Origin of the sequence: Bacillus subtilis subsp. subtilis str. 168, from assembly GCF_000009045.1 — a bacterium.
In the GTDB taxonomy this organism is placed as follows: domain Bacteria; phylum Bacillota; class Bacilli; order Bacillales; family Bacillaceae; genus Bacillus; species Bacillus subtilis.
On sequence record NC_000964.3, the window covers coordinates 437,463 to 451,167 of the forward strand.

At 47.3% G+C, this 13,705-nt stretch carries 14 protein-coding genes; 7 read left to right on the forward strand and 7 right to left on the reverse strand.

Annotated features, from left to right (window positions below; translation table 11 throughout):
- Nucleotides 1-11 precede the first annotated feature (11 nt).
- The 3 genes from ycnC to ycnE all read right to left on the reverse strand — a co-directional run bounded on the left by ycnC (nt 12) and on the right by ycnE (nt 2,107).
- Nucleotides 12-890, reverse strand: a complete 879-nt coding sequence (gene ycnC / locus BSU_03850) for a putative transcriptional regulator (TetR/AcrR family) (RefSeq protein ID NP_388267.2) — start codon at nt 888-890, stop codon at nt 12-14.
- A 163-nt stretch (nt 891-1,053) separates the two neighbouring features.
- Complete coding sequence (gene nfrAB / locus BSU_03860; protein NP_388268.1) at nt 1,054-1,803, reverse strand: NADPH-FMN oxidoreductase (nitroreductase); 750 nt, start codon at nt 1,801-1,803, stop codon at nt 1,054-1,056.
- A gap of 16 nt (nt 1,804-1,819) precedes the next feature.
- Nucleotides 1,820-2,107, reverse strand: coding sequence for a putative AI-2 degrading enzyme (gene ycnE, locus BSU_03870; RefSeq protein ID NP_388269.1), 288 nt, complete (start codon nt 2,105-2,107; stop codon nt 1,820-1,822).
- A 139-nt stretch (nt 2,108-2,246) separates the two neighbouring features.
- Here ycnE and yczG point away from each other — a divergent pair, with 139 nt between their 5' ends.
- Nucleotides 2,247-2,561 carry a putative transcriptional regulator (ArsR family) gene (gene yczG, locus BSU_03880; protein ID NP_388270.1) on the forward strand — a complete coding sequence of 105 codons (315 nt, stop codon included), beginning with the start codon at nt 2,247-2,249 and terminating at the stop codon, nt 2,559-2,561.
- A 1-nt stretch (nt 2,562) separates the two neighbouring features.
- Here yczG and gabR read toward each other — a convergent pair whose 3' ends face one another.
- Entirely contained in the window at nt 2,563-4,002 is a 1,440-nt protein-coding gene (gene gabR / locus BSU_03890; RefSeq protein NP_388271.1) for a transcriptional regulator (GntR/MocR family) with PLP binding site (GabR-GABA-PLP aldimine), read from the reverse strand.
- A 106-nt stretch (nt 4,003-4,108) separates the two neighbouring features.
- On the opposite strand from gabR, the gene gabT reads away from it, so the two are divergent.
- From gabT to gdh, 4 genes are all read left to right on the forward strand, one after another.
- Complete coding sequence (gene gabT / locus BSU_03900; RefSeq protein ID NP_388272.1) at nt 4,109-5,419, forward strand: 4-aminobutyrate aminotransferase; 1,311 nt, start codon at nt 4,109-4,111, stop codon at nt 5,417-5,419.
- A 68-nt stretch (nt 5,420-5,487) separates the two neighbouring features.
- Complete coding sequence (gene gabD / locus BSU_03910) at nt 5,488-6,876, forward strand: succinate-semialdehyde dehydrogenase (RefSeq protein ID NP_388273.1); 1,389 nt, start codon at nt 5,488-5,490, stop codon at nt 6,874-6,876.
- A 122-nt stretch (nt 6,877-6,998) separates the two neighbouring features.
- Nucleotides 6,999-7,862 carry a glucose uptake protein gene (gene glcU / locus BSU_03920; protein NP_388274.1) on the forward strand — a complete coding sequence of 288 codons (864 nt, stop codon included), beginning with the start codon at nt 6,999-7,001 and terminating at the stop codon, nt 7,860-7,862.
- A 19-nt stretch (nt 7,863-7,881) separates the two neighbouring features.
- Complete coding sequence (gene gdh, locus BSU_03930; RefSeq protein ID NP_388275.1) at nt 7,882-8,667, forward strand: forespore glucose 1-dehydrogenase; 786 nt, start codon at nt 7,882-7,884, stop codon at nt 8,665-8,667.
- Nucleotides 8,668-8,711: 44 nt separating this feature from the next.
- On the opposite strand, the gene cutI is transcribed toward gdh, so the two are convergent.
- Genes cutI through cutR form a run of 3 tightly spaced genes read right to left on the reverse strand, consistent with a single transcriptional unit; the run spans nt 8,712 to nt 11,571 of the window.
- Complete coding sequence (gene cutI / locus BSU_03940) at nt 8,712-9,326, reverse strand: putative membrane protein involved in copper intake (RefSeq protein NP_388276.1); 615 nt, start codon at nt 9,324-9,326, stop codon at nt 8,712-8,714.
- Between the two features lie 12 nt (nt 9,327-9,338).
- Complete coding sequence (cutJ, locus tag BSU_03950) at nt 9,339-10,964, reverse strand: copper import permease subunit (protein NP_388277.2); 1,626 nt, start codon at nt 10,962-10,964, stop codon at nt 9,339-9,341.
- 34 nt (nt 10,965-10,998) lie between these two features.
- The gene (gene cutR, locus BSU_03960) at nt 10,999-11,571 is read right to left on the reverse strand and encodes a transcriptional regulator of copper intake (CutR-Cu(+)) (RefSeq protein NP_388278.1); all 573 of its coding nucleotides are present in this window, start codon (nt 11,569-11,571) and stop codon (nt 10,999-11,001) included.
- A 164-nt stretch (nt 11,572-11,735) separates the two neighbouring features.
- Here cutR and ycnL point away from each other — a divergent pair, with 164 nt between their 5' ends.
- Complete coding sequence (ycnL, locus tag BSU_03970; protein ID NP_388279.1) at nt 11,736-12,089, forward strand: putative reductase or disulfide isomerase; 354 nt, start codon at nt 11,736-11,738, stop codon at nt 12,087-12,089.
- Between the two features lie 172 nt (nt 12,090-12,261).
- Nucleotides 12,262-13,698, forward strand: a complete 1,437-nt coding sequence (mtlA, locus tag BSU_03981) for a phosphotransferase system (PTS) mannitol-specific enzyme IICB component (RefSeq protein ID NP_388280.2) — start codon at nt 12,262-12,264, stop codon at nt 13,696-13,698.
- The last annotated feature ends 7 nt before the right edge of the window (nt 13,699-13,705 follow it).

Here is a 13,705-nt window from a genome sequence, read left to right on the forward strand (position 1 = left end):
CCTTCTTTTCTCTAAGTAATTAACAGTGTTTTTAACATGGAAACGGGCTGTGTTAAAACACCGGTTTGTTCCAGATAGCCAATCAGTGATTTGAGTAAAAAAGCGCGGGGTTCTTCCTTCTTCGCTTCTTCCTCCAGCATAGCGGCTGCGGATGTCAGTTCATCTACGTCATAGTCCGCGGCGGACAGGGAAGAGATGCCTTTATGTAATTCCTTCAGGCTTTCCGATAATAGGACTGATTTATCCTTTGGCTTGTAGGAGGATGCTGAATGAATATAAAGCTCGATGGCTTCGGGCGGAAGAAGAGACTGGCGGGTTTCCCTGTTTTTGATAATCTGATTGAGGGTGCTGATGATAAACTCTGCGATCGGGTCAAGCTCAAGCGGTTTTTCCTCGATTTTGATCAGCATTAAAAACTCACGCATCATGCCGTGAAGAATGATAACCAAATCCCACACAAACGGGAGAATGGTTTCTCCATACGCCTGGATCAGCGAATCGCGGTGCCAGCAGATAATCGTCGATCTGGTCTGATGGATATGCTGTTTGACCCGGTCATTGTGCAGCTTGGGGTTTCCGTAGGTCAGCATATTGAAAAACTGCTGATTCCGCCTGAAGCCCTCCAGTTCCATTTTGACCTTTTGCGTCAAACGCTCCTCCGGTGTAAGTGCTGTATTTTCCTGAAGTCTTGAGGCCGCGGCCACCATTTGCTTCTGGTTAAATGACAGCAGCTCCAAAAGCAGATCTTCTTTAGATTGGAACAGCTTATATATCGAAGCTTTTGACATCTTACATTCTTCTGCGATCGCCTGCATGGAAACCGACGTAAAATCCTTTTCCGAAAAAAGCTTTCGCGCGGCTAACAAGATATCTGTTTTTTTATCAAGCATCTCATGGCTTCCTTCTTTCTTGAACATTAGAAAACCCATTGGTTCACAGAAAACCAATGAGTAACAATGAAAAAATTTTACCAGATAAACAAAATAGAAGTCAATGGATTTTAACCGGGTAAATGAAAGGCCTGCCGGAAAATCCGACAGGCCGAATAAGAGCTTATTTTTCAACTTTAAATCCTTGTTTTTCAAGCATTTCACGGATGTGCGGATAGTACAGGCGCTCATAGTAGGAAGCGATGCTCTGTGACCAGTTTCTTGTTTCTTTTCCGTTTGTCCGTTTATTCATGTATTCAGACATCTGTTCGTCGTATGCCTGAATGTGAGACGTCAGCTCATCCTGATTCAAATAAGTTTCCTGATGATTGACAGCTTCCTGCGGCAAGCGCGGTTTTTTCGCTGAACGGTCGGCAGGATGCCCAATGACAAGGCCGGATAAAGGGAACACGTATTTCGGAAGCTCAAGCAGTTCGATCAGCTCTTGAGGGTTTCCGCGAACTGCACCGATCGGAACTGTGCCAAGTCCGAGTGACTCAGCCGCTGCTGTTGCTGTGCCGAGGGCAATACCAGCGTCTACTGCGCCGACAAGAACAGATTCCAATCCATTTGTGATTTCCATTTTGAAATCATGCAGATCTTCAAGCGCAATTTTGGCCCGGTTAAAATCTGCGCAGAACAGCAGGAAAACAGGAGCTTGATCGATCCATGGCTGGCCGCCTGCCAGCTCGGAGATTTTCTTTTTGCGCTCTTTATCCTGGACTGTGATCACAGTCACTTGCTGTCCGTTGATAGAAGAAGGGGCTGATTGCACCGCTTCAATGATTTGGTCCAATTGCTCCTGAGCTACAGGCTCATCTGTGTAGCTGCGAATCGAGCGGTGGTCTGTTAAAGATTTAATCACTTCATTCATATGAGACACCCTTCCTTTACTCGCTAAGCTCTGTGCGGACAACATCAAGAGGAGCGCTCAGCAGTTCTTTTCCTTTTGCGACAAACCCTTGGAAATGCGCAGTTTCGTTATGGAATTTCATTGCCGCTTCATCTTTCCATTTTTCAAGCATGACAAATGTATTTTCTTCGCCTACTTTTTCGAATAGGTCGTATTGCGCGTTGCCTTCCTCAGCTCTTGAATGCTGAACAAGTGATTGAGCCTCGCTCAAAAATTCCTCGCGTTTTTCTGGTTTTACTTTGATGTAAGCTTGTAATACGATCATGTAAATCTCCTCCGTCGTTATGCGAATTTATTGTTCGAATTTCATCGAACTAAATGTAACATGTATTCTAAATGAGGTAAAGGAAAAACCCTTATATAGTAAAATTGTCATTCTAATTGTTGTATGATACATTTGTGTCATGAACATTCCAAACCATCCAGAAACAGAAACATTGCAGCTGACAAAGGTTCTTCATGCACTTAGTGATCCGCTTCGTTTAGAGCTCGTCAAGCAATTAGCTGAAGCAAAAGAAAAAACGTGCAGCACCTGTGCAGATGTGCAGGTTGCCAAATCGACTTTGTCGCATCATTTTAAAGTTTTGAGAGAATCAGGCATCGCTCAAGTTCGGATAGAAGGAAAGCGCCGGTATTATTCGCTTCGCGCTGAAGACCTTGAAAAGGCATTTCCGGGACTGCTTGAAGCCGTGCTGAATGTAGACCAGGACCGCTGGTGAATCAATCCCCTGTAACGGGGATTTTTTTATGTCCGTAAACCGCTTTGAAAAGCCGCTGCACACCCTCCTGAATATCTTCTTCCTTCAGCCGTGCAAAGCCGATAATGAGAGCAGGCCTGCCCGTTTGCCGCTTGTTTTCCTTCAAGTTAAATCGGCTCATTCCGAATATTTCAAGCTGCAGCCCGGCAGCATGTGACAGGATGTCTTGTTCGGTGCGCCTGGTATCAAATTCGGTAACAAAATGCAGCCCCGCATTTGCCCCTTTTACGGTAACCTCTCCGCTGAACTCTGCTTCTAAAGCGGTGATCAGGCGTTCTCTCTTTTCTTTATAATGCTGCTTCATTTTTTTTATATGCTTCTGATATTCACCAGACTCGATAAATTCCTGCAGGGTGAGCTGTGTGAGTGATGAGCAAGTCTGCAGATCATAGCCCCGCTGTTTGTATGCCCTCAACAGCTCAGGCGGCAACACCATATAGCTGATCCGTAAGCCGGGGAGAAGGGACTTTGAAAAGGTTCCCATATAGATGACATTTTGAAAACGGTCGAGGCTTTGCAGCGCCGGAATACTGTCTACATCATATGTGAATTCACTATCATAATCGTCCTCAATGATATATCGGCGCGGCTCCTCGGCTGCCCAGTTCAGCAGCTGAATTCTTCTGGATACAGGCATAATCGTTCCGGACGGAAACTGATGCGACGGGGTGGTCACCAGCACATCTGGCTGCTGTCTGGTGATTTCAGCAATCGACATGCCTTTTTCATCCAGCATGATCGTCTTTACTTGTTTTCCGGCATTCTTCAAAAGCTGATACATGCGCCTGTAGCCAGGCTCCTCCATCGCATACACGGCTTCCTTGGGTAAAAGCTCAGTCAACAGCTGCATGAGCACCTGTGTGCCTGCCCCTATGATCATTTGTTCCGGCCTGCATTTTACACCCCTCGTCAGGGAAATGAGCCTCGTAATGGCCGCTCTCACTTCATATATCCCTTGCGGATGTGACATATCGCCGAGCGTGCGGTATGAGCGGGAGGCCGCTTTTTGCTCGCAGCGGAACCAGCTTTTGATCGGAAAATGGTCTGTATCGGAACTCATGTGTGAAAACGATATCCAATCGCTCTGGTCGATGTGAATCTCTTTTAGGTCATCCGGCAGTGCAAATGGAGGGTGCTCCTCGGCGGAAAACATGTCTAGTTCCTCCACGAAGAAACCCTTTCGTTCAATGGCGTACAAATACCCCTCAGCCAGCAGCTGCTGATAGGCTGAATTCACTGAATTTACGCTGACCTTGAGATTTTCAGCCAGCTCCCGCTTGGAGGGAACCTTCGAGTGCGGCAGCAGATTGCGGCTGAGGATTTCTTTTTTCAGCTTTTGATAAATTTGCTGATAGATATAATCGGCTTGTTCTGAACGATCGAGTGTAATCGTGATATCCATTTTGTAGTTTCTCCTTCTGATACCATCAAAAAGTTATAATTGGTACTTTTCATCATACCAAAGAGAAGTCAGAATGATAAGAAAATACCGACAGGGGGATATTCACATGAGTCAAACAACAGCAAGCATCACAACTGCACAATGGCAGCAAAAACGGGATCAATTTGTGTCAAAAGGTGTGAGCAACGGCAACCGCAGTCTGGCGGTCAAAGGAGAAGGGGCCGAGCTGTACGATCTGGATGGCCGGAGATTTATTGATTTTGCAGGCGCCATCGGCACGTTAAATGTCGGACACTCGCATCCGAAGGTGGTTGAGGCTGTGAAGCGGCAGGCGGAGGAGCTGATTCATCCTGGTTTTAATGTCATGATGTACCCGACTTATATCGAATTAGCAGAAAAACTGTGCGGCATCGCGCCGGGCAGCCATGAGAAAAAAGCGATTTTTCTTAACTCAGGGGCAGAAGCGGTCGAAAACGCTGTGAAAATCGCCAGAAAGTATACAAAGCGCCAAGGCGTTGTCTCGTTTACACGCGGGTTTCACGGGCGCACGAATATGACGATGAGCATGACAAGCAAGGTAAAACCTTATAAATTCGGTTTCGGGCCTTTTGCGCCAGAGGTTTATCAAGCGCCGTTCCCTTATTATTATCAGAAGCCGGCCGGCATGAGTGATGAAAGCTATGACGATATGGTCATTCAAGCATTCAATGATTTCTTTATCGCTTCAGTGGCGCCTGAAACGGTGGCGTGTGTCGTGATGGAGCCAGTGCAGGGAGAAGGCGGATTTATTATTCCTTCGAAACGGTTCGTACAGCACGTCGCTTCATTCTGCAAAGAACACGGCATTGTTTTTGTTGCTGATGAAATCCAAACCGGCTTTGCCAGAACTGGCACTTATTTCGCAATTGAGCACTTTGATGTAGTGCCCGATCTGATCACGGTTTCTAAATCGCTTGCGGCAGGCCTGCCATTAAGCGGTGTGATCGGGCGTGCGGAAATGCTTGATGCGGCAGCGCCAGGGGAGCTGGGCGGCACGTATGCCGGCAGCCCGCTCGGCTGCGCGGCGGCTTTGGCAGTCTTGGATATTATCGAAGAAGAAGGACTGAATGAGCGATCTGAAGAAATTGGCAAAATCATTGAAGACAAGGCGTATGAGTGGAAACAAGAATTCCCGTTCATCGGTGACATCCGCAGACTCGGGGCGATGGCCGCAATCGAAATCGTCAAGGATCCTGACACGCGTGAGCCTGATAAGACAAAAGCAGCAGCGATCGCGGCCTATGCGAATCAAAACGGATTACTTTTGCTGACAGCGGGAATTAACGGTAATATCATCCGCTTTTTGACACCGCTCGTCATCTCAGACAGCCTATTAAATGAAGGGCTCAGCATCTTGGAGGCGGGCCTGCGAGCTTAATCATTGGAAAGAAAATGGCCGGGTCTGCTATCATTTTAAGTAATCATGAAAAGAAAGGAATGTTCAATATGCCAGATCAATTAACGGTCTACAACCCGGCTACGGGCGAGGAGATCAAAACGATTCCTCAGCAATCAGCCACAGAGGTAGAAGAAGCCATTGAACGTTCACATCAAGCGTTTAAAACGTGGTCTAAAACATCAGCGAACGAAAGAACGTCTCTTTTGAAAAAATGGTATGAGCTGATTGTTGAACATAAAGAAGAGCTTGCAGATTTAATTACAAAGGAAAACGGAAAACCATACCAGGAAGCAGTCGGCGAGGTACTTTACGGCGCAGGCTATATCGAATGGTTCGCAGAGGAAGCGAAGCGTGTGTACGGAAGAACGGTCCCGGCCCCGACAACTGGTAAACGAATTGTTGTCACACGCCAGCCGGTCGGCCCCGTTGCTGCTATCACGCCCTGGAATTTCCCGAATGCGATGATTACACGCAAAGCGGCGCCTGCTCTTGCCGCCGGCTGTACATTTATCATCAAGCCGGCGCCGGACACACCGCTGTCTGCTTATGAACTAGCGCGCCTCGCATATGAAGCGGGCATTCCGAAGGATGTTCTTCAGGTTGTGATCGGCGATGGAGAAGAAATCGGAAATGTGTTCACAAGCAGTCCGAAAATCCGCAAAATCACGTTCACAGGCTCAACACCTGTAGGGAAAATCCTTATGAAAAACAGCGCTGACACCGTAAAGCACGTCTCAATGGAGCTCGGCGGACACGCCCCGCTGATCGTAGATGAAGATGCGGACATTGACCTTGCCGTTGAACAGGCGATGGCGTCCAAATACCGAAACGCCGGCCAAACCTGCGTATGTGCCAACCGCCTGATCGTTCATGAATCCATTAAAGATGAATTTGCTGCGAAACTGAGCGAGCAAGTGTCTAAGCTGAAAGTCGGAAATGGACTTGAGGAAGGCGTCAATGTCGGCCCGATTATCAACAAACGAGGCTTCGAAAAAATCGTCAGCCAAATAGATGATGCGGTTGAAAAAGGCGCGAAAGTGATTGCTGGGGGCACATATGACCGAAACGATGACAAAGGGTGCTACTTTGTGAATCCGACAGTGCTCACCGATGTCGATACGTCCATGAACATCATGCATGAGGAAACATTCGGCCCGGTCGCCCCGATCGTCACGTTTTCTGATATTGATGAAGCGATTCAGCTTGCCAACGATACACCGTATGGCTTGGCTGCTTACTTCTTCACAGAAAACTACCGCCGCGGCATCTATATTTCCGAGAATCTAGAGTATGGCATTATCGGCTGGAATGACGGCGGACCGTCAGCGGTTCAAGCGCCATTCGGCGGAATGAAAGAAAGCGGCATCGGCCGTGAAGGCGGTTCAGAAGGTATCGAGCCGTACCTTGAAACAAAATATTTGTCCATCGGTTTATAAAAGAATGCACGCTCCTGAGAGCTGCCGGATTTTCCGGCAGCTCTTTTTGTGTTCCGGCGAATAATCACAACAATTCCAGCCAAAATAACAGCAAATACATTTTGAAAGAAGGTTCCCCAACAATGGATTTATTATTGGCTCTTCTCCCGGCTTTGTTTTGGGGGAGCATTGTTCTCTTCAATGTGAAATTAGGCGGCGGGCCGTACAGCCAGACACTGGGAACGACGATCGGGGCACTCATTGTTTCTATCGTTATTTACTTTTTTGTTCAGCCCGTTCTGTCCCTTCGCATTTTTATTGTTGGAATCGTATCCGGCTTATTTTGGTCACTTGGACAGGCCAACCAGTTGAAAAGCATTCAATTGATGGGCGTGTCGAAAACAATGCCGATTTCCACAGGAATGCAGCTCGTTTCCACCTCGCTGTTCGGTGTGATCGTGTTCCGCGAATGGTCAACACCGATTGCGATTACGCTTGGCGTTCTCGCTTTGATCTTTATCATTGTGGGAATCATTCTCACGTCCTTGGAAGATAAGAATGATAAAAAAGAGGGCGAGCCAAGCAATTTGAAAAAGGGCATTTTGATTCTCCTTGTTTCGACTCTTGGTTATTTGGTTTATGTAGTCGTGGCTAGATTATTCAATGTGTCCGGCTGGTCCGCGCTGCTGCCACAGGCAATTGGCATGGTGGTCGGGGGGTTAGTTTTAACCTATAGACACAAACCCTTTAACAAGTATGCGATCAGAAATATTCTCCCAGGGTTAATCTGGGCAGGCGGAAATATGTTTTTGTTTATTTCTCAGCCGCGAGTCGGCGTTGCAACGAGCTTTTCCCTTTCACAAATGGGAATTGTCATTTCTACGCTCGGCGGTATTTTCATCCTGCGTGAAAAGAAAACGAAACGCCAGCTAATAGCAATTGCGATCGGGATTATCCTGATTATTGCCGCCGCCGTATTCTTAGGAATCGCCAAAACAAATTCATAACAAATGGAGGAGGATGTATATGTATCCGGATTTAAAAGGAAAAGTCGTCGCTATTACAGGAGCTGCTTCAGGGCTCGGAAAGGCGATGGCCATTCGCTTCGGCAAGGAGCAGGCAAAAGTGGTTATCAACTATTATAGTAATAAACAAGATCCGAACGAGGTAAAAGAAGAGGTCATCAAGGCGGGCGGTGAAGCTGTTGTCGTCCAAGGAGATGTCACGAAAGAGGAAGATGTAAAAAATATCGTGCAAACGGCAATTAAGGAGTTCGGCACACTCGATATTATGATTAATAATGCCGGTCTTGAAAATCCTGTGCCATCTCACGAAATGCCGCTCAAGGATTGGGATAAAGTCATCGGCACGAACTTAACGGGTGCCTTTTTAGGAAGCCGTGAAGCGATTAAATATTTCGTAGAAAACGATATCAAGGGAAATGTCATTAACATGTCCAGTGTGCACGAAGTGATTCCTTGGCCGTTATTTGTCCACTATGCGGCAAGTAAAGGCGGGATAAAGCTGATGACAGAAACATTAGCGTTGGAATACGCGCCGAAGGGCATTCGCGTCAATAATATTGGGCCAGGTGCGATCAACACGCCAATCAATGCTGAAAAATTCGCTGACCCTAAACAGAAAGCTGATGTAGAAAGCATGATTCCAATGGGATATATCGGCGAACCGGAGGAGATCGCCGCAGTAGCAGCCTGGCTTGCTTCGAAGGAAGCCAGCTACGTCACAGGCATCACGTTATTCGCGGACGGCGGTATGACACAATATCCTTCATTCCAGGCAGGCCGCGGTTAAACATAAAAAGCGACCCAGACATGACATCTGGATCGCTTTCTTTATTAGGCACGCTTTTTCTTTACAAGTGCTGCTACAGATAAAATAATGGCAGCCGCAGACAGCACCATCGCTGTAATGTCTAGAGCTGAAGAACCTGAGTTTTCGGAATCGTCTTCTGTTTTCGTGGCGCCGTGCTCATCTGTCACTTGCTTTGCAGACGTGATGTTTGTAATGGAATGAGGTGTATCGGCATCCTCGTCACCTGTCCACTCAACAATGCTGCCGTCTTTGTAATATTGGTATGCGTCCCAAGCAGCTTCCTCCGCTTTGTCAGGGTTTTTGGCAACAAAGGTAAACTGCTGGAACTGGCCTTCCTGAATGCCTCCGTCAGTCGCCTCCCATGTCACGGATACTGATTTGTCATCATGTTTTTGAGTGGAAACCTTCCAGCCCGGAATTGGCTCATATTGCTGGAATTCAACATCCTTCGGCATTTTGAGGACAACCTTCGTTGTCGGCAGATTTTTCTCAGAAGGAACCTTCATTGTATACGTTTCCCAAGAGCCTGCAGCAGACTCAGCCGGTTTTACAGAAACATGCGCGCTGGCAGGGGCCGTAAAGAATAAGAGGGAGCCGACAATAGCCGGACATAGTGTCAATGCGATTTTTTTCAACAACGTAAACACTCCTTAATTGGTCTTTGTAAACATGATATTGATTTCGTTAAAGTCGCCGGTCAGGCCGTGGACTTTGATCTTCCAGTTTCCTTTTTCATTAATCGACAGGTTTTGATCTTGGAAGACGCCTTTTGTTTTTTCTTTTAATGTAAAGGTGCTTTTGTTTTCGCTGCCTGACAGGCCTGTTTTATAAACGGTTAACGTGATTTGCTGGATGTTTTTCACGGGATCACCGTTATGGTCGGTGACCCGCAGCTCAAAAACATTTTTTCCAGGCTGGTTTGGGCTGATGCTGAGAGAAACGCTTTGTCCGTTCTCTATCGCTTTGGTTTGGTAGAACGGTTCCGGCGCTGGCTCAGGCGGGCTTGGCAGGCTTGTAAACACGGCCGCTGTGATCAATACAGCGATGCCGATTGCCCACTCCGCTTTCAACGTTCGGCTGATTCCTGTGCGGCGCTGCTTTCTGGTAAGCAGAAAATGAATTGCGCCTAAGACCAGCATGAAAACAAACAGCCCGCTTTTCACTAAAAGAGCTTGTCCGTACGCTGTATGGAACAGTGAATCCATTGAACGAATGATGAAAAATCCATTGAGCAAGCCTGAAAACAAAATGACGCCGACTGCAGTGAGCGCCCATGGGGAGAACCGTCTGACCGTCTCCCACGCGAGCGTTTTGTCAGGCTGCCTCCATTCTTTTGAGAGCAGCAAAACGAGTGCCGCTATTCCGCCGACCCAGATGGAAGCGGAAGTTAAATGAAGGAAATCCATCAAAATGCCGACCGTTTTTTCTTCAACGACAGCAGCATGCCCGGTAAACGCCTTGGCAAGCAGGAGACCGAAAAAGAAAATGAGCGGCGCTGTCCAATAGCCAAAGGATGAAAAGCGGTTTTTCCGTATCGCAGGGATGACAGACAGTGCGAGCAGCACGAACAGCGCAGCCTGTATGATCCAAATGGAGCCGCCTGCTGTCTCAAACAGTGTTTCTCTGATGTAGCCCGGCTGGAATGCGCTGCCCCAGCCGCCGCCTGCGTTCGCTTTTGTCTGAATCGGAAGCTGAAGCAAAAGCGCCAGCCCCAATGCTGCGATCGAGCCGGTCAGGATACGTCTCGTCCGTTTGACGAGCTGTTCTGATTTCCCTTTATACCAGAAAAGATGGAAGAAAACCGTTCCGATAAACAGAGATAAGGCTGTATACAGAATCGCGCGATCTGCTGCTGTTCCCGGATTCAGCGCTGAATCGGCTGCTTTTTGGCTGCTGAATCCGCCATCCGCTTTCCCGATACTGAACGGAATGACGCCGGAAACAGGATGTCCATCCGCGGATACGGCATTCCATTCCGCTCTGTACACATCTTTAGGCAGATTCTTCTTCAGCTTCACTGTCATGATGTGATGATTATCTTTTTTGATTTCAGTCTTGTCCGTATCCACACGGTCGCCGTTTGAATTATAGACTTTAATGTAATGAAACCCTTCTTCAACCGGTTCATTAAATTCGATTTCCACCTGCGCAGGGGCGCTTTTTAATTCGCTGTTTTCCCCAGGTGAAGATTTGACAATATAGGCGTGAGCAAAGCTTGTTTTCGGCAGGAAAACAAGAAAAAGCAGAAGGATGATCCACCATCTGTTTCGCTTCATCACTCAGACACCACCTTCCGCTGTATGTGTTGTGTTATTTCTTGGTGCAGGTGCAGCGTTTCTTTCGGTCTTGAAGCATGTCTTCCAGCGCTTGGTCGAAAGTGCAGACGGCTCCGCCGAATCCTTTTTGAAATCGTTCGGCATGGTCAAGTGTCGCAAACGGAATGGCCTGCGGCTGGCAGCAGTGCAGGTTTAATTCAGCATTTACGACGAAATAAGCCGAACCGGCACTGACGGTTGTCTGTAACAGAAAATCTCTGCAAATCAAGTGTGAAACCTCTTCCGTTTTATCCGCGTAACGCAAAAACGCGCAATGTGCGCAGCATAGCTGTTCAATGTCTTGGTTTACCGTAATCAGCTGAACCGAATGAGCTTGATTGACGGGCTTCAAGCAATAGCTGCACATATGATCTGTTTGAGGTGTTCGGACGGGGAGCGTGATGCCGCCGGCCGTTTTAATGACCTGATTTGACTGAACCAGCTGATTGACATCTCTATATACCGTCATTTCCGAAACGCCGAACCTTGCGCTGATGTCAGAAATTCTAAGCGAGCCTTCTTCTTTCAGCCACTTCAGTATGTGTTGCTGTCTATTAATCGGAAGCATTCATACACCCTCTTCATTAAGATCTATTTAAGCGTAGAGGATTTTAGAGACGGAGACAAGTAAGTGGATGATAAAAAATGTGAAAATGTGTTGAACAGCAACAAAACGAAACAGAAGGGACTCTGGTATAATAGACAGATGGAATAGAAAGTGAGGAATACCCTATGAAAGAAACACCATGCCCGAACTGCGGCAAACCTTTGACAGGCGATATGGTCAGATCATCAAATGTGCCTTGTCAATTTCGCTGCGGCCACTGCCGGGAACGGCTTTATGAATATAAAGTTTCAGCTCCGATTATGCTGGTATCATTAGCGGCCATCGTGCTGCTTATTTATCTTTTGATGCTCCTCCGCAATGCGGCAGGCTCAGTGCTGCCAGCTGTACAGCACGTGCCGATGGCTGTATTTGCGCTTGTGTGCGCGTATCCCGTTTTTATTGTGAGTGAGCGGATGATTGCAAAGTACGTGATTCAAAATGGCAACATCATTTATAGAGGAAAGAGAAAAGGCTCCTGAAACCAGGAGCCTTTTTATTTTTAAAAAATTGTCACAGTCATGTGCCAAAGTCCTCTTTACTTTCAATTGTATAGGGACTGTAAGCGTTTTAACATAGAGTCAAAGGGAAGCATCATTCTCTGAACATATTTTTGTATCTTACAGCGACAAACAAAACAGGGAGGGTTTATATATGCAGCAGCAAGAACAGCAGCAAGGCGGCATGAAAGTGAAAGTGCAACGCTTTGGGAGTTATTTGAGCGGAATGATCATGCCGAATATCGGCGCGTTTATCGCGTGGGGTATCATTACCGCGCTGTTTATTCCGGCAGGATGGTTTCCGAATGAACAGCTGAACACGCTGGTCAGCCCGATGATTACGTATTTATTGCCGCTTTTGATAGCGTATACAGGCGGAAAAATGATCTACGACCACCGCGGCGGAGTTGTCGGAGCGACAGCGGCAATTGGGGTGATTGTAGGATCGGATATTCCAATGTTTTTAGGCGCAATGATTATGGGTCCGCTTGGCGGATACCTCATTAAACAGACTGATAAATTATTCAAGGATAAAGTCAAGCAAGGCTTTGAAATGCTGATCAACAACTTTACGGCAGGGATTGTCGGCGCGGCTTTAACGATTCTCGCGTTTTACGCCATCGGCCCGGTTGTCTTGACGCTAAATAAATTGCTGGCGGCTGGTGTGGAAGTCATTGTACACGCTAATTTACTGCCGGTAGCCAGTGTTTTTGTAGAACCGGCGAAAGTGTTGTTCCTTAACAACGCCATAAACCATGGAATCTTAAGCCCGATCGGAATCGAGCAAGCATCTCAAACAGGAAAATCAATTCTGTTTTTAGTAGAAGCAAACCCTGGACCGGGGCTCGGCATTTTGCTGGCCTACATGTTCTTTGGCAAAGGATCTTCAAAATCAACGGCTCCCGGTGCGGCGATCATCCATTTCTTCGGAGGGATTCACGAGATTTACTTCCCGTACATTCTGATGAAACCGGCCCTGATTCTCGCAGCCATTGCCGGCGGAGCAAGCGGACTCTTAACATTTACGATCTTTAATGCCGGACTTGTCGCGGCAGCGTCACCGGGAAGCATTATCGCATTGATGGCAATGACGCCAAGAGGAGGCTATTTCGGCGTATTGGCGGGTGTATTGGTCGCTGCAGCTGTATCGTTCATCGTTTCAGCAGTGATCCTGAAATCCTCTAAAGCTAGTGAAGAAGACCTGGCTGCCGCAACAGAAAAAATGCAGTCCATGAAGGGGAAGAAAAGCCAAGCAGCAGCTGCTTTAGAGGCGGAACAAGCCAAAGCAGAAGAAGCGTCTGAGCTGTCTCCTGAAAGCGTGAACAAAATTATCTTTGCGTGTGATGCGGGAATGGGATCAAGTGCCATGGGGGCATCCATCTTAAGAAACAAAGTGAAAAAAGCGGAGCTTGACATCAGTGTGACCAACACGGCCATTAACAATCTGCCAAGCGATGCGGATATTGTCATCACCCACAAAGATTTAACAGACCGCGCGAAAGCAAAGCTGCCGAACGCGACGCACATATCAGTGGATAACTTCTTAAACAGCCCGAAATACGACGAGCTGATTGAAAAGCTGAAAAAGTAATCTTATA